This is a genomic window from Nocardia sp. CNY236 (genome assembly GCF_000482385.1).
In the GTDB taxonomy this organism is placed as follows: Bacteria; Actinomycetota; Actinomycetes; order Mycobacteriales; family Mycobacteriaceae; genus Nocardia.
Genome location: NZ_AXVD01000002.1, coordinates 277,594 through 293,250, shown reverse-complemented (window position 1 = coordinate 293,250; position 15,657 = coordinate 277,594). Strand labels below are relative to the sequence as shown.

Annotated in this window: 12 protein-coding genes; 5 read left to right on the top strand and 7 right to left on the bottom strand. The window is 65.2% G+C overall.

Annotated elements, in window-relative coordinates:
- Positions 1-72 precede the first annotated feature (72 nt).
- Positions 73-1,164 carry a tRNA lysidine(34) synthetase TilS gene (gene tilS, locus K940_RS0103230; protein WP_081706114.1) on the top strand — a complete coding sequence of 364 codons (1,092 nt, stop codon included), beginning with the start codon at positions 73-75 and terminating at the stop codon, positions 1,162-1,164.
- Between the two features lie 53 nt (positions 1,165-1,217).
- The gene (gene hpt, locus K940_RS0103225) at positions 1,218-1,778 is read left to right on the top strand and encodes a hypoxanthine phosphoribosyltransferase (RefSeq protein WP_028476343.1); all 561 of its coding nucleotides are present in this window, start codon (positions 1,218-1,220) and stop codon (positions 1,776-1,778) included.
- 37 nt (positions 1,779-1,815) lie between these two features.
- On the opposite strand, the gene K940_RS0103220 is transcribed toward hpt, so the two are convergent.
- Both K940_RS0103220 and K940_RS26755 read right to left on the bottom strand, forming a co-directional pair.
- A complete protein-coding gene (locus K940_RS0103220; RefSeq protein WP_028476342.1) occupies positions 1,816-4,068 on the bottom strand; it encodes a serine/threonine-protein kinase in 2,253 nt (750 codons plus the stop codon).
- Positions 4,065-6,626 carry a serine/threonine-protein kinase gene (locus tag K940_RS26755; RefSeq protein WP_081706113.1) on the bottom strand — a complete coding sequence of 854 codons (2,562 nt, stop codon included), beginning with the start codon at positions 6,624-6,626 and terminating at the stop codon, positions 4,065-4,067. Before K940_RS26755 ends, K940_RS0103220 begins: the two co-directional genes overlap by 4 nt.
- A 179-nt stretch (positions 6,627-6,805) precedes the next feature.
- Between K940_RS26755 and K940_RS0103210 the strand changes: the two genes are divergently transcribed.
- Positions 6,806-8,128: an amidase family protein gene (locus K940_RS0103210; protein WP_028476341.1), complete on the top strand. Its 1,323-nt coding sequence runs from the start codon at positions 6,806-6,808 to the stop codon at positions 8,126-8,128.
- Here K940_RS0103210 and K940_RS0103205 read toward each other — a convergent pair.
- The 3 genes from K940_RS0103205 to K940_RS26750 form a co-directional block, all read right to left on the bottom strand.
- Positions 8,118-9,002, bottom strand: coding sequence for a LysR family transcriptional regulator (locus K940_RS0103205; protein ID WP_028476340.1), 885 nt, complete (start codon positions 9,000-9,002; stop codon positions 8,118-8,120). The genes K940_RS0103210 and K940_RS0103205 overlap by 11 nt on opposite strands.
- A gap of 423 nt (positions 9,003-9,425) precedes the next feature.
- Positions 9,426-10,277, bottom strand: a complete 852-nt coding sequence (locus tag K940_RS0103200; protein WP_051406818.1) for an SDR family oxidoreductase — start codon at positions 10,275-10,277, stop codon at positions 9,426-9,428.
- The gene (locus tag K940_RS26750; protein ID WP_051406840.1) at positions 10,274-11,797 is read right to left on the bottom strand and encodes an aldehyde dehydrogenase family protein; all 1,524 of its coding nucleotides are present in this window, start codon (positions 11,795-11,797) and stop codon (positions 10,274-10,276) included. Before K940_RS26750 ends, K940_RS0103200 begins: the two co-directional genes overlap by 4 nt.
- A gap of 305 nt (positions 11,798-12,102) precedes the next feature.
- On the opposite strand from K940_RS26750, the gene K940_RS0103190 reads away from it, so the two are divergent.
- Positions 12,103-13,419 (top strand): CdaR family transcriptional regulator, encoded by a 1,317-nt coding sequence (locus K940_RS0103190; protein WP_155980725.1) that lies wholly within the window; start codon positions 12,103-12,105, stop codon positions 13,417-13,419.
- Positions 13,420-13,445: 26 nt separating this feature from the next.
- Here the strand turns inward: K940_RS0103190 and K940_RS0103185 are convergent, their stop codons facing one another.
- Positions 13,446-13,712: a DUF2277 domain-containing protein gene (locus tag K940_RS0103185; protein ID WP_028476337.1), complete on the bottom strand. Its 267-nt coding sequence runs from the start codon at positions 13,710-13,712 to the stop codon at positions 13,446-13,448.
- 155 nt (positions 13,713-13,867) lie between these two features.
- Between K940_RS0103185 and K940_RS0103180 the strand changes: the two genes are divergently transcribed.
- A complete protein-coding gene (locus K940_RS0103180; protein WP_036527396.1) occupies positions 13,868-14,701 on the top strand; it encodes a DUF1266 domain-containing protein in 834 nt (277 codons plus the stop codon).
- Here the strand turns inward: K940_RS0103180 and K940_RS0103175 are convergent.
- A complete protein-coding gene (locus tag K940_RS0103175; RefSeq protein WP_028476335.1) occupies positions 14,681-15,625 on the bottom strand; it encodes a hypothetical protein in 945 nt (314 codons plus the stop codon). The two genes, K940_RS0103180 and K940_RS0103175, sit on opposite strands and share 21 nt — an antisense overlap.
- Positions 15,626-15,657: the final 32 nt, after the last annotated feature.

The window sequence follows — 15,657 nt, the reverse complement described above, 5'->3', positions numbered from 1 at the left end:
CGACGCGGGCCGCTGACAACCCGATGCGCTGCGGTGGACCGTCTCGTGCGGCCAGTGGGTAGGCTTCGCCGCATGAGGCGTGCGCGGCGAACGACCCCTGGACGCCTCGAGCCGGCGCCTGGGGATCCCGATGCCGGGCTGCGGTCGACCTCCGAGGTCGCAGGTGTTCGCCGCCTGCCCGAAACGCCGGCGGTGCTCGCAGTTCGTCGAAGTGTGCGCGACTGGTTGGCCGGGTTCGCGCCGACCGGGGCACAGGAGCAGGCAGTTGCGGTCGGATTGTCCGGTGGCGCCGACTCACTGGCTCTCACTGCCGCGGCGGTGGTCGAGGCACAGGCGGTCGATGCGCTGATCGTCGATCATCGCTTGCAGCCAGGGTCGGATGCGGTCGCTGCCGAGGCTGCCGCGCAAGCGCGATTCCTGGGCTGTCGCTCGGTGCGGGTCCTACCGGTGACGGTCGGTGCGGAGGGCGGAATGGAGGCGGCCGCCCGTCGGGCACGCTACGCCGCGTTGGATGCAGCGCGCAACGGGCTGCCCGTTCTGCTCGGACATACGCTCGACGACCAGGCCGAAACGGTATTGCTCGGACTGGCACGCGGATCGGGAGGCCGTTCGATTCAGGGGATGGCCCCGTTCTCCGCGCCGTGGGGTCGTCCGCTGCTTCGTGTGCACCGGGACACGACCCGCCAGGTGTGTGCAGACGTGGGTGTGACACCGCACGACGACCCGCACAACGTGGCACCCGGATTCACCCGGGTTCGACTCCGTCTGGAGGCGCTGCCATTGTTGGAGCAGATTCTCGGTGGTGGGGTGGCTGCTGCACTGGCCCGTACCGCCGAGCAGTTGCGTGCAGACGGGCAGGTGCTGGACATGCTCGCCGCCGATCTACAGCAGACTGCGACAGAGGGGAACGAGCTGGTGGTCGAGACGCTCGCCACTGCCCCCGGCCCCTTGCGTAAGCGGGCCATCCGATCGTGGCTGCTGGCGAATGGCGCGAAAGCGGTGACCACCAAGCATTTACAGGCCATCGACGACTTGGTGTCCGCCTGGCACGGTCAGGGCGCGGTCGCGGTCGGCGGCGGAAGACCAGATGCCAGGTTGGTCGCCGGGCGAGAACGTGGCAGGCTGACACTGCGGCTGGAGGAGAATGGCCATCGGAGGCGATGAGGCAGGCTACACCGGCCCGACTGGCTACCATCACGGAAGGAAATCCAGCTGACGTGTACGGGGACGACATCGCGTCGGTGCTGATCACCGCGGACCAGATCACCGCTAGAACCCAGGAGCTGGCCGAGCTCATTGCCAAGCGTTATCCCGCTGGTGCTCCCGAGGGAGATCTGTTGTTGGTAGGTGTGCTGAAAGGCGCCATCTTCTTCATGACCGACCTGGCGAAGGCACTGCCGATTCCGACCCAGATGGAGTTCATGGCCGTCTCGTCCTACGGATCGTCCACTTCGTCGTCCGGCGTCGTGCGGATCATGAAGGACCTGGACAAGGACATTGCGGGCCGCAATGTCCTGATCGTCGAGGACATCATCGACTCCGGTCTCACTCTGTCCTGGTTGCAAAGAAACCTGTCCTCGCGCAATCCGGCATCGCTCGAGGTCGTCACCCTCCTGCGCAAGCCCGACGCGCTGCGCACCCAGGTGGATGTAGCGCACGTTGGTTTCGACATCCCGAACGAATTCGTGGTCGGTTATGGTCTGGACTATGCCGAGCGCTACCGTGACCTGCCGTATATCGGCACTCTGGATCCAAAGGTCTACGGCGGCCGGTCGTAGTCGGTCGCTGTTTCGGTGACGCGACCCGATGTCCGGGTCAGCTCGGCTGCTGCGGAATAGCCCTGGTCAGGGCGTATACATCGGCTTCGAGGACCCGGAACAACTTGTAGGTGAGCACGAATGCCAGGATGCCGCCTACACTGAGCAGCCGCACGGGCACGATCACGACCTCCAGGTCGTCCGTGTCGACGAAGGTTGCGCTCGCGACGCCCAGTAGGGGGACCGACGCGGCGACTCCGAGGTAGAAGTTGCTGCGTTTGGCCAGGGCGCGTAACTGACGTTCGTCACTGGGGCCGATCTCGCCACGCACCAGCAGGAGAAGATAGACCGAGCGGATCGAGTAGACCATGATCGGAAAGAACGGATAGGCCAGAGCGATGGCCGCGCACACCAACTGTGCCGCGAAGAAGTGCACGAACATGTGTGAGGGCAGGTCGACGCCGGAGGATGCCAGCGCCAATGGCCACGCGATGCCTGCGACCACCCAAAAACCGAACGGCACCCATACTGCCCAGTCGCCCATCAGTAGCGTGTCACGGCGCGCTGCCGCGAGCGTTCGATCGGAGTATTCGTGACCGCGTCCGAGACGAAGCCCGATGGAGAGCGGGCGCCGCGTGAGAAACACCAGCAGTAGCGCGGCCGACGGAAACGCGATCAGATTGTTGACCAATCCGACCGCGGCGAATTTCTCCTGCTCGATCGGCGACATTCGATCGATGATCAAGTTCTGGTTGAGCTGGATGTTGTAGATACTCGCCAGCGCGTTGGGTACCCCGATGCACAGTGCGCCGAGTAGGAGCAGCCATCCACGGGCCCGGTAGGCGAGGCTGTTCGGCGGAGGGTCGACCAAGCCGCGGGCGTGGGTATCGAGACACAGTTCGAGTTGCGCGGCGAGTTCGGCACCGCTGCGCCAGCGGTTCTTCGGGTCCAGGCGTAGACAGTCCAGCAGTACGCGGCGCAGTGAGGCCGGCGTGTCTTCCGGCAGACGGGCCATTGCTCTTGGCGTAACGCCAGTGCGCCTGATGGCCAGCATCTCGGCACAGGTTTCGGCGGTGGGGCCGTGTCGGTCCGGCGGTGGGTCGTCGAATGGGCTCGCGCCCGTGAGTAGTTCCCACAGCAGCACACCGAGGGAGTAGATGTCGCTGCCATTGCCCGGCGCAGGTGCGTCGGGGTCGAGGTATCGGGTCAGCTGTTCCGGGGAGCGATAGGCGAGCGAATCTGCCCCGGCGTGCTGCGCAGCGGCCGTGTCCGGCGCCCATTCGCCGAGGGCGAAATCAGCAAGTTTCGGGGCACCTTCGGCAGTGAACAAGACGTTCGCGGGCTTGATGTCGTGATGGAGTACGCCTTGGCGCTCGGCGTAGTCCAGCGCGTCGGCGAGCCGTCGACCCACCCACGCCACGGTCTCCGGCCAGCTGAGTCGCGCGAGTTCTGCTCGGATGGTCGAGTCGGTGAGTCGGATTTCTCCCTTCGCCTCCATCGCGGCATCGACCGACTGCAGCAGCAGTGCGCCGCCATGTGGCGCCGGGGCGCGGCGGCGGTGTTCCAGTATGTCCACTGCGGTGCCGCCGGGGATGTACTGCATGTACAACAGGCGCGGCGAGACGGTGGTCGCCGTGCGGGTGTCCGACGGTGGAGTGTGCTCTACAGAGGCAGTAAACGAGCCGGTGCTCGGTATGCGCTGATCGAAGATGCGCACGATGTTGGGGTGGTCGAGCTGAGCCATCGTGTGCGGAACGTCCGCACGCCCGACCGAGAACCGCACGGCGACCAGCCGCTGCATGGATCGTTGTCGGGCGAGGAATACGCGGCCCAACACACTTGCGCCCAAATAGGTGAGCAGGTCGAAGTCGTCGATCCGCTGGCCGGGTTGCAGGTCCGCCACCGTGGCCATGGCGTCGTTCCGGTCGGCGGCGCTCGTGGTCCGAGCGTGGTCGGCGAGACGTTGGCCGACCTCACTGGCGAGGTCGGGGTACTCGGCCAGAAAGTCCGCCAGCGACAGGGGAGCATGCCTGCGACGCTCGGCGAACTCGGCACACACCAGATCGACGAGCTGGGTACTGTGCTCGATTTCTGGGAATTCTTCACGGTATTCCGCGATGCGCTTGCCGAGGCCTTTGTGTTCCCAGCGTCGTTGCAGGTCGATGCGCACCAGTTCGGCCAGTACCGTCGCGCGCACTCGGGTGCCGTCGGGTGCGTAGTCCCGGATCCGTGGCGGCAACCGGTCGCCTTCCAGACTGTGCTGCCAGTCGGCGGTGAATCGGGCGACGGCATCGGTACGCGGAGAACTCACGTGGTGGGCTCCGCGGTCACCGTGTCGATTCGTGGCTGGTGGTTGGTGACCTCGGGTGCGGCGGAGTCGGGGTCGACGACTCGTTCCAGTGCGCGCAGGTCGGCCTCCAGTGCTCGGAACAGCAGGTACACGCCGACGAATGCGACGATGCCGCCCAGGCACAGGAGTCGAACCGCGAAGATCACCAGTGGGATGTCGTCCGGGCGCAGGAAGGTCACTCCCGCGACGGCGAGCAGCGGCACGGACGCGGCGACCGCGAGGTACAAGTTGCACCGCTTGTCCAGGCCGCGCAGCCACACCGCATCCTCGGGACTGATGTCTCCACGCCGAAGAAACAGCGGATAGATACACCGCACCGTGTAGAAGGTGACCAAGAAGAACGGGTAGGCGACCGCGATCGCGCCACACACTGCCAGCGAGCCCAGGAAGTGGGCTGCTTCCCGCGCGGGTAGTTCCCTGGTGGCCAGCTGTAGCGCGATCGGGAAGGCGGCGCCTGCCAGCACCCACAGCGTGAACACCACGGCCACGGCACGGTCACCGAGCAGCAGAGAATCGCGCCGGGCCCGCCGCAGGGTCTCAGGGGAATAGCTGCGCCCCCGACGCAGCCCGTGCAGCACTTTCAGCGCATATCTGGACATGTACAGGACGATCGCGATTCCGGCGGGAAAGGCGATCGTGTTCACCACGCCGGTGACCACGAGGAAGGTCTGCTGGGCATCGGCAGTCATTCGACTGACGATCAGGTGGTGGTTGTGCTCGATGTTGTAGAGGGCGGCGAGGGCATTCGGCAACCCCACCGAAATCAGCGCCACCAAGACGAAGTACGGTCGCAAGCGCGCGCGCCAACTGTGGGGCGCGGGGTCGACGAGTTCGCGAGCGCGTTGGTCCAGACACATCTGTAGTTGCCGCGCCAGTGTGGCGCTGCTGGACCAGCGATCGGCGCGGTTCGGTTCGAGGCAGGTCAGCAGGACCCGACGCAGTGCGGCCGGGCAGTCGGGTGGAACCCGCTCCAGTGCCGCAGGATCGACCCCAGCGCTGCGTCGTTGCAGCATGGCCTCCAAGGTGGTGTTGTCTCCCTGGGACTGCGCGGCTGCCGTGCTGTCATCGAACGGCTTGACTCCGGTGAGTAGTTCCCACAGCACGACGCCGAGGGAGTAGATATCGGCGCGGGTGTCCAGATCGGCGGCGCTGTAGTCGAAGCCGGGATGGCAGGCTTCCAGTTGTTCGGGTGACATGTAGCTCAGTGATCCACCGAAATAGGCCACTGGACTGGCGCCTTCCACATTGCGACTGAAACTGATGTTGAAGTCGGCCAGTTTCGGCACGGCCTCGGCGGTGAGCAAGACATTGGCCGGCTTCACGTCACGATGCAACACACCGTGCGCCGAGGCGTAATCCAGGGCTTCGGCCAGCCGCTGACCCAGCCAGGCCACCGTCTCCGGCCAACTCGATTCGGCGATCTCGGCGCGCACGCTGGAATCGGTGGGACGAATCTCGCCCTTCTCCTCCATCGCCGCATCGACCGCATCCAGCAACAGTCGACCGTTGCGTTCCTGTGGCGCGGTCGCCCGCACCCAGCGCAGCACACCCAGCAGGGTGCCGCCGGGCAGGAACTGCATATACAGCAGACGTAATCGGCGCCCGGAGGTGTCGGTGTGGTCGAGCAGACGTTGATCGAACACCCGCACGATGTAGTCGTGGTCGAGTTGGGCCAGCGTCTGCGGCTCGGTGCCGCGATCGGCGGATACCTTGACCGCGACCAACCGTTGCAGCGACCGTTGCCGGGCCAGGAAGACCCGAGCGAAAGCACCCCGACCCAGGCTGGTCAACAGGTCGAAATCATCGATCTGCTGGCCGGTGTGCACCTGGTCGAGCATGTCACTTTCACCCGTACCGGTGTCGATCGTGGTCGGCAGGGCGGTGGCCGCGCCTGTCGGGTCGGCAGAGGTCGTTCCGGTCATCGCTGCTCCGGTCGTGGCCATTGCGGTCATCTCGTAACTACGATCGGACCCGATGGTTTGGTTCAATCCGGTGTCGTCGAGGGCAGAGCGGGTGAGTTCGACACCGACCCGGGTGGAATCCTCCGGTAGCGCGCGACGCGTGCTCTGATCCATGTCCTCGGTGTTCAGCAGGCTACGCAGTTCTTCGGCTTGACACGGGTATTCGCGCAGACACTCGCGGGGATCCACCCGTTGCCCGCTGTGGCGTCGGATGACGAACTCCTCGTATACCAGACCAGCGGGGATCTCATCGAGCGTGAGTTCCGGAAATTCGGCACAGTAATCGGTCAAGCGCTTACGAGCGGTCGGTTCGGGCATCGTGCCCGTCCCCGCCCGCCGCAGCCAGCGATTACGCAGGTCGACGCGGATCAGTTCGACGAGAGCCTCGCGACGCAGAGTCCTTGCGTCGGGGAGGTAGTCGGTGATCGTCGGCGGCCGGCGAGTGGATTTCCAGGCCGCTGTGAAGGCAGCCACCGCATCGAATTCGGTATGCGGCAAGAGACCGTAGTCGTCGGTACTCGTACCGGGATCGGAACTTCTTTCGGAGTTCACACTCATACTCGGACCTAGTGGCTCGGCGGACACCGCGTCATCCGCATCGGTCGTTCTTCCGGGGCGGTGGAAATTCTCGCCACACCCGACACCATTATCCCCCGCGCCGTATTCGAAATGATAACTTGCGGCTCGACAGTGGATCACCCGATTTCGGCAACGAGGCGACGGGGGACGACCGGCACATGTCAGATGAGACCGCGGTGGTGGCAGATGGCTCGAATGCGGGCAATCGTCGGGCGGAGCCGTCCCCGACACGTGGCCCGGCGGTGACGATTGCGGCGGGTGTACGTGATGGCCAGCTGTTGCCAGGCCGGATTGCCGCGGATGCCATGCTGGGTTTCGCAGCAGCGTGTCGGGAGTCGAATGCGCTCGGCGCAGTCCCGACGCACCAGGTCATGGTCGAGGCCGCCAGGGTTGCGCGACGGGTCGACCTCGACATGTTGCCCTTGGCCGGCGTGCCGGTCGGGGTCGAACGCACCGCGCCGGTCGAGGCCGGCCATTCGGTCGTTACCAGATTGCAGGACGCGGGCGCGGTGATCGTCGGCCTCGCCGGCGCGAGCGCGGACAATCCATTCGGGCGGGGTGCGGTCGCGTGTAATCCGTGGAACACCGCACGTGTGGCCGGTGGTGCGGCGGGCGCGGCAGTCGCGGCTGGGTTGGTACCGGTCGCGTGCGATGGCGGTGATGGCGAAGCACGAGTGGCGGCCGCTCACTGTGGGGTATTCGCTATCGAGCCGGGTCGCTATCGCGGTGTCGACGCTTCTGCGTGCGCGACGATGGTGGAGGCCGGCGTGCTGGCGACCACGGTGGACGATGCCGCGCTGGTATTGGCCGCGTTGGCTGTGCGGCAGGATCTGGCGGACGTCGACCCACCGGGTCGACTGCGCATCGGTGTGGCCGTCGACCCGCCGTCGCGGCTGATTCGTGTCGACCGGCATTGGAGAGCTGCCGCCCGCCGAGCGGCGTCGATCGCGGCCGTGGCGGGCCATGCGGTCGGTTCGACGGTGCTTCCCCATGACGACCCGACATTCGCGGTTCTCGTGCGTCGGTTGGCTTCCGGCGCCCACGATTGCTCGGCGCCGTCCCGGTCCACTCGGCTGGCGCGCCGGGCGGCCCAGTGGGTGGGCGACCTCGTGTGCCCGGACCAGATAGACCGGGTCGAGGCACACCTACTGGAATTCTTCGACCGTTACGACGTGTTGATCACCCCCACGGTGGCAGCGCCACCGCCACCGAGTCGACCTCGGCAACTGTACCGCCGGTCGGCGAAGCTACTCGCCGACATGAGGTCTTCTCCTTTTATCCCATTGTGGAATCTCGTTGGTTGGCCTACCGCATCCGTGCCGATGGGTGTGCATCCTCGGTCGCGAACCCCGGTCGCAGCCCAGTTGGTAGGCCCGCCTGGAAGCGAGTCCACGCTATTGCGGCTCTCGGCGCAAATGCAGGCCCACCGCCCTTGGCAGCGCACGGTCTCCCGAGGCTCGGCTGCAGGAGTCAGACGCTGACCGACTGGCGTGCTGCGAATCCTCCCTCGACGGCGCGTCCGGCGAACTCCAGAATGGTCGGCCGATGGTCATCGGCGCGCCATGCCACAGCGAGTTCGCATGGCGCCAGCCCAGCAACCGGTCGTGCCGTCAGACCGGGCCAGCGGTACATGGGCACGTTGTTTTCGGCGAGCAGACAGACGCCGAGGCCCAGACTCACTGCTTCCAGCCGGTCTTCGGGAGTTGCGGCTTCGGCGCCGATCTTCGGCGGGCGTCCGCCGCGTCCATCGTTGCCAAGCCAGAAGTCGCGGACCGCACCCGCCTCCGTCGGCAGCGCGACGAACGGTTCATCGAGCAACTCGGTGAACTCGACTGTCCCCGAGACGGCCAGGGGATGATTCTCCGGGAGGAGTACCCAACGCTGCTCGGTACGCAGCACCTGCCAGCGATAGCGGCTGTGATCCGGCAGTGGAAGCCAAACCAGAGCCAAGTCGGCTTGGCGGCCGGCGAGCCCACTGGAGGAGTCGGTCCAGGAGGCCGCGTGGAGCGCGAGGCGGTGTCCGCTGGCGCTCTCCAGGTCGTTGAGCAGTCCCCGACCCAGCGCGGACTGGATGCCGACCCGAAGGACTTCGCCGGCTTCCTTCAGTGAGACGTTGGTGACCTCCCACAACTCCAGGATCTTGCGAGCACCCTCGAGCAGTTCCTTGCCGGCTACGGTCAGCGCCACGCTGCGTTGGTTGCGGTCGAACAGGACCACGTCGAGTTGGCGCTCCAGTTGGCGGATCTGACGCGACAGGGTGGGTTGAGCGATGTGCAGCCGCTGAGCGGCGTTGGTGAAGTGCAGTTCCTCAGCGACGGCGACGAAATACCGCAGGTCGCGCAAATGCGGGTCCATAGCCCCTTGCTATCAGAATCGGTCTTGAATTTCCAGCCTTATCAGGCCGAAAAGTTCGTATATGGCAACGGAAACAGTCGTCAGGTTTGTTAGAGACAGCATATTGCTTGTGTCAGTATTGCGCAGCATGCGGACGGCGAATTTCTAGCATCCTCCGATATATCTTGCTGCGGCCAGTTTGAGACTATTTGACCAGCGTTAATAGGCATATCGCATGGATGGGATCCTCACTTTCGTGGCTTGCGAGGATTGCCGCAAATCGGCTGTTTGTGTGCTATCCAACAGTTGTCGCATGTGGCCGGCTCGATAGTGATATTCATCACAATAAATGGCGAGCCCGAGTGGCTTGCGCGCCCAGTGCTCATCCGCACAGAGCGCCGCCGCTGGGAATCCCAGCGGCGGCGCCCGAATCCATGGCGAGAATCAGCCGCTGCGCGCTCGCTTCTCGTATGCCTCGCGTTGTTCGGAATCGACAGCATCGAGCACCAGGTGGCTCGAGCCCAGGGCCCGGCCGATACGGTCACCGAGCCGATCCGGCAGCAATCCGACGACCCGGGTGACGAATCCGGCCACCGCGGTTACTCGGACCTTCGACTTCGGCCTCGCGATCAGGGTGGCGACGGCGTCGGCGATCTCCTTTGGTTCGGCGTTGCGGAAGGGACCGGAATCGAGGCCGGATCCGAGTTCGGTGTTGGTGATCGTAGGCAGTACCGAGGAAAAACTCAGACCGCTACCGTGATACTCCTCGCGGAGCGTGTCGGTGAATCCCACCACCGCGTGCTTACTCGCATTGTAGGTGGCCAGGCCCGGAAGGTGCGTCTCGCCTGCGAGCGACGCGATATTGACGACATGCCCGGTGCCGCGCGGCAGCATCCGATGTAGGCCCAGCTTGGATCCGAGGATCACGCCGTAGATGTTGATATCGAGAATTCGACGGGTGACGTGGTCCGATTCGTCGGTCAGTTTGCCGGTCGGCATGATGCCCGCATTGTTGATCAGGACGTCTATCGGGCCGAGCGTACGTTCCACGTCATCGAGGAACTGCTCGAAGGAGGCCGGATCGGTGACATCGAGCCGGCCCTGGTACTCGAATTCATGTGTGGTCCCGGCCTCCTTGACGGCCGCCTCGTCGATATCGCCGATGGCGATCTGCGCGCCGAGACCATGCAAGGTGCTTGCGGTGGCCAACCCGATGCCGCGAGCGCCGCCCGTGATGACGACCACTTTGTCACGAATCCGCGCAGCCTGGCGGCGACTGCGTCGTGTCGCGGTCATTTGGTGCCTCCCCCGAGTTTCAGGAGCGCGGAGACGTTCAGCCGCCGAAGGCCGCGGGCCCCCGCCGCACGCATGATCCCGAGCATGACGAGAAGCTTGGACATCGAATACGGATACCAGAACAGTTCTTTGGGCCGAGGCGGCACGAGCGGCGTGGTGATCGCTTGCTGCCGGCAATATTTGCGTACCCCGTTCGCCCCGCCCCAGCGCGCACCGACGCCGGACAGGCCCCAGCCGCCCATCGGCAACGCGTAGCTGAACAGATTGGCGAATACATCGTTGATGTTGACCGCGCCCACATCGAGCTGTCGGGCGATTCGGGCGCCGCGGGCCTTGTCGTCCGTCCATACCGAGGCCGACAGTCCGTACACCGAGTCGTTGGCCAGTCGGATCGCTTCCGCCTCGTCGGCGACCTTCATCACGGGTAGCGTCGGGCCGAAGGTCTCCTCGGTGACACACGACATGGTGTGGTCGACATCGACCAGTACCGTCGGCTCGAATGCGGTGCCGAACGCGGCGCGTCCACCACCGGTCAATACGGTCGCTCCTGCAGCGACGGCCTCATCGACGTGCCGTTGTACGAGGGCTGCTTGATTCTCGTTGGCCAGCGCGCCGATATCGAATCGCGAGTCGTGTCGGTCGATGCCTTGACGCAAGGCCTCGACATTGGCAGTCAATTTGGTGACGAACTCGTCGTATACCGCCGCCTCGACATACACCCGCTCTACGGAGATGCATACCTGTCCGGAGTTGAACATGCCGCCGAATGCGATGCCGTGCGCCGCGCGGTCGAGGTCGGCGTCGGCCAAGACGATGGCGGGGTCTTTCCCACCCAGTTCGAGGCTGTAGGGGACCATGCGCTCCGCGCACGCGGTGGCGATCTTGCGACCGGTGGCGGTGGATCCGGTGAACTGGACGAAGTCGGCGTTGTCGACTACCGCCGCGCCGGTCGCTCCGGTCCCGGTGACCGCACTGAAGACCGGTGGGGCGCCGATGGCCGCCCAACCCTTCGCCAGTTCGACCGCGGACAGCGGGGTCACCTCCGAGGGCTTGAGGACAACTGCCGCGCCAGCGGCAAGCGCAGGAAACACGTCCATCACCGGCATGGCCAGCGGAAAGTTCCATGGTGTGATCACACCGACCACCGGGTACGGACGATAGACCGTGGTCAGACGCTTGACCCTGGCGAGTGGACTGTGTGGTGAGGGGTGCTCCTCGGCGAGGAACTCGGCCGCACCCCGCGCGTAGTATCCGATCAGATCAGTTGCGAAACCAGGATCTATCAGTGCTTCCGCCCATGGCTTCGCGGTCTCCGACTGCACGACCGAGGCCAGCCGTTCGGTGTTGTCGATCAACCAGTCCTGGAACTCGAGCAGCCACGCCTTACGCCCCTTGGGGCCGATCGCTTCCCACTCCGGCTGATACAGACGCAGCTCTTGGACCGTGGCCGCGACTGCCGCCGAGGTCTCGTTGGGCACTGTGCCGACGATTTCGCCGGTCCCGGGGTTGTGGACGTCGATGACGGATGGTCGGCCGAGCTCTGCAGTCTTCTCGGGCGGCGCGTGCTCGGCCGCCGCCGTTGGTGTGGTGCTGTTCGGTCCGGGCGCCGGTTCGATCTTGGTCACTGTTGTTCTCCGCCGATACTGCGTCGATTGGTATTGCCGGAGTGTCGGCGAAGCATGGTCTACTGCTGTGATTCGCGACACACATATATGATCGTGACACAATAGAAGCGGACTTTCTTGGCCTATTTGGTCAACCGCTCTGGAGCTTTCTGTGGTTTGGATACAATCATGAGGTAGCTTGTGAGGTTCAGGGGATGACAATGACCGATCCACCGGCTCCGAGCACCGAATCCTGGCCGAGTCCGGATGTGGATCAGGTGCGCGCGTGGTTGGCCGACTACGTCTCGGATGCGATGCGTGTTCAGACTCTCGAACGGATCGTCACCAGGCTCGACGATGTCGTTGTCGCGCGCATTCCCGAACTCGCTGATCGCGATATGCGTCGTGACCTCGCGGCGAGTACTCGGGCTCAAGTACGCATCGTGCTCAGCCGCCTGGCCAGCGACACCTTCGAATTCTCGCTGCCGCAGGAGGCGCACGTGTTCGCGCGTAGCGTCGCCCAGCGAGGATTCGAGCTTCGCCTGCTGTTGCGCGTCTATCACGTGGGGATGGAGGCAGTGCTGGCCTATATGACCGAAGTGATCGAGCAACGCCGTTCATCCACGCCGGGACTGGAGCGTGTGGTGCTGCTGCGGTTGTTCGAGCTCACCACCAAATGGGTGAGCGCCTCGGTCGAGTTGCTCACCGACACCTATATGCAGGAGCGAGAGCATACGCTGCGCGCCGCGCTGAATCGGCGGACGGAGACCGTGCGGGCGCTGCTCGCCGGTGACGAGGTGGACGCCGGTCAGGCGTCGACCAGGCTGGGCTATCGGCTACGGCAGCAGCATGTGGCCTTCGTGTTGTGGACCGACGAGTTGGGGGCTGCGCCTCACCGCCCGAACGCGGAGGCGACCGGCTCCTTGGAGCGAGTCGCGGTGGAGCTGTCCTCGGCTCTCGGCAGCGGACCTGTGTTCATCGTGCCTTCTGGTGCCAGCGCCCTATGGGCATGGGTCGGCGTGGAGGACGCGGAACACGGTATCGAGCTCGGTGTGCCGGGGCAGGTGGAGAGGCGGACCGCGGCATATGTCGAGGCCCCGTTTCGTGTCGCGTTCGGCGCGCCGGGCGAGGGTGTCTCTGGGTTTCGCCAGAGTCATCGCGAGGCAGTCGCTGCCAGACAGGTGGTCGAACGTTCACCTGGAAACAGTCGACGGGCCGTCGGGTATCCCACCGTGGAGATCCCGTATCTGGTGGGCGTGGACGACGAGGCCATGCGTGGGTTGGTGCGGCGTGAACTGGGAGCGCTGGCGGGCCGGGACGCGAACACCGCGCGACTAAGGGAGACTCTGCGTGTCTACCTGCGCAGTCGCCATAGCCCGGAGGCGGCAGCGAAGGAGCTTGGTGTGCACAAGAACACGGTCCGCTATCGCATGCAGCGGATCGAACAGCTCATGGGTTTTCCGATCGAAACCCGAAGCATGCCCGTGCAGGTCGCGTTGGATTGTGTCGCTGTCTACGGCGCCGACATCCTGTCCTGAACGAGCTTCGATCACCCGCCTGCCGATCACCCGCCTGCTGCGGCCTCGCGCGCAGCGATACGACGCAGCGGCGGTTCGGTGGTCGGCGGAACCCTGCGCTCGGGCAGTTCGGCGAGCAATGTCGTGGTCGCCGCCGCGATGGCCGCGACAGCCTTGTCGACCGCGGGTTTGGTGGTCGAACTCAGGCCGGACAGGCCACCGACCTTGCGCACGTACTGCTGTGCGGCGGCATAGATCTCCTGATCGGTTGCTGCAGGTTCCAGGCCACGCAGGACGGTGATGTTTCTACACATGTGAGAACACTAGCCTCAGATCGCGACCGGCGTCAGCGCAAGCCGACACCGCTGTGAAAATCCTTCGAGCCGCACCCGTTCGGCACGGTGGGGAAAACACCGAACCGTCGGCAAATACCTGCCGGATGCAGCCGCGAATGGGGAACAATCGGGTCATGTCTGCACGCGGTGTACCCACCTTGACGACGTTTCCGTACTCGGAACTGGATGAGCGCGAAGAAGACCATTGGTCCGGTGCGGCGGTCTCCGACGCCGAACTGCGTGCATTGGCGCTCGGGGCCTTCTATTCGGCGCGTTGGGACGCCTTTCACGACGCGCTGCTGCTCGGACCGGAGCGGGTGCATCCACTCGGTGACCGGCGCGAACTGGCTATCGATACGTTGACCGGTGCGTGGGGGATCACCGATGGCACCGAGGCGCAGGCGTCGATGGAGCAACTGCTCGGTGGCATGCATGCCCCGCTGTATGCGCTGGTGCATCCCTTGGTCATGGCCTCGATCAATGCCAGTGAGCGGGACCGATTCGGTGAGCGTGCCGATCGCCACCGGGCCTTTCTACGACAAGTCGCCGCATTCCGCGGCATGGACAATCCGGAGGTGTTGGTCCGCGACTACGACATCTGGTCGCAGGCAATCAAGATCGGCTTCACAGATCACCTGGTGCGGCCACTGCCCAGCGACATCCACGCCTGGGACCTGGCCAGGGTGGTCGCGGTGGCCAGGATGGCCTACACCGCGGGGTACCTCGACGCCGACGTGGCGTGGCGCTACCTGCGCCGTGCCCTACCCTTGGCGCAGCGCAAATATCGCAATTGGCGGCAGTTCGGGGACGCATATCTCACCGGCTGGACCTACTGGCAGGCCTGCGAGGACCTAGCCGAGCTCAAGAGTGGCGGCGTCGACCGCCGTCGGGAATTGCTACGGCTGTGGCTGCGTCCGACCAGTCCGTGGCGTCGGGTGGCCCTGAACTCAGTTTCCGTCGGGGAGTGAGCGCAAAATGCCGCGCCCGTAGCGCTGGAACTGAGCGTCATCGACCATTCCGAGGGAGTGCCGCTCGACCAGGAGTTCCCATTCCGAATACAGCTGGGCTACCCCGGGGTCTGCCGCGCTGGTAGCGCCATCGGCGGATTCCCGGCGCACCGCGAAGTTCACCGCGCAGGTGACCCGCTCGGTGTCGGCGCGATCGGCTCCCGAGAAGCGCAATGTCCGACTGCCGTCGTGCACCTCGACGCCTGTCGAGTCACGCCCCACGGTCATCTCGCTGGAGCCCGTGGCAGAGGCTACGGTGGTACGCGCACCGGTCACCACCGGTATGGGCAGTTCGTGCGCATACCGGGATTCGCCGATGGGGATGAACAGCAGGCGTTCGGTCGTCACGGCCAACAGGCCGGTGTCCGCGCCCGCTGGTGGGTGCGCCGTCATAACGGCAGTCTCCAACACGTACTCATCCGACGTCACGCACCGATGGAGGGCCGCGATCGCCTGCTTCACGTCCCGTCGTGCTCGCATTCGGTCCGTTGCTCGGTCCACGTCCGCCCGCATGGGGCCGCCGCGGCCCCATGCGGGCACCGGAGGCTGCAGGTCAGGGGCGGCGACATCGATCCGCTGGGTGGTCAGGATGTGGGCATTGATCCGGTCTACGATCCCGGCCGCAGCGGGGACGTCGTGCTCGGCGATCAGGACCGGCAGCGGCGTGCGGTCTGCGGGCACACCCGTGAGGACCGGCGTCGGGTATCGCAAGTAGATTTCGATGACCACCGCGTCGTCGGCCCGTCGGTTCAACCGTACTTTGAGCAGGTCCGACACCGGGACATCGAGTACGCGCTCGCCGTCGGATCCGGGTCTCAGCACGGTCAGTCTGCCGCGGCCGTGACGCAGAATCGCTGTGGGTGTCCGTAATTCGACTATGTCCATACCCCCTGCGCTCGTGTCCGATGTGCGGCATT

What these genes read in the sequence shown, in the direction of transcription:
- K940_RS0103200 (WP_051406818.1), bottom strand. Translation starts at nt 10,277, where the DNA reads ATGACCGCGACACGACGCAGTCGCCGCCAGGCTGCGCGGATTCGTGAC.
- tilS (WP_081706114.1), top strand. Translation starts at nt 73, where the DNA reads ATGAGGCGTGCGCGGCGAACGACCCCTGGACGCCTCGAGCCGGCGCCT.
- K940_RS0103175 (WP_028476335.1), bottom strand. Translation starts at nt 15,625, where the DNA reads ATGGACATAGTCGAATTACGGACACCCACAGCGATTCTGCGTCACGGC.
- K940_RS0103205 (WP_028476340.1), bottom strand. Translation starts at nt 9,002, where the DNA reads ATGGACCCGCATTTGCGCGACCTGCGGTATTTCGTCGCCGTCGCTGAG.
- K940_RS0103190 (WP_155980725.1), top strand. Translation starts at nt 12,103, where the DNA reads ATGACCGATCCACCGGCTCCGAGCACCGAATCCTGGCCGAGTCCGGAT.
- K940_RS26755 (WP_081706113.1), bottom strand. Translation starts at nt 6,626, where the DNA reads ATGAGTGTGAACTCCGAAAGAAGTTCCGATCCCGGTACGAGTACCGAC.
- K940_RS0103210 (WP_028476341.1), top strand. Translation starts at nt 6,806, where the DNA reads ATGTCAGATGAGACCGCGGTGGTGGCAGATGGCTCGAATGCGGGCAAT.
- K940_RS0103180 (WP_036527396.1), top strand. Translation starts at nt 13,868, where the DNA reads ATGTCTGCACGCGGTGTACCCACCTTGACGACGTTTCCGTACTCGGAA.
- K940_RS0103185 (WP_028476337.1), bottom strand. Translation starts at nt 13,712, where the DNA reads ATGTGTAGAAACATCACCGTCCTGCGTGGCCTGGAACCTGCAGCAACC.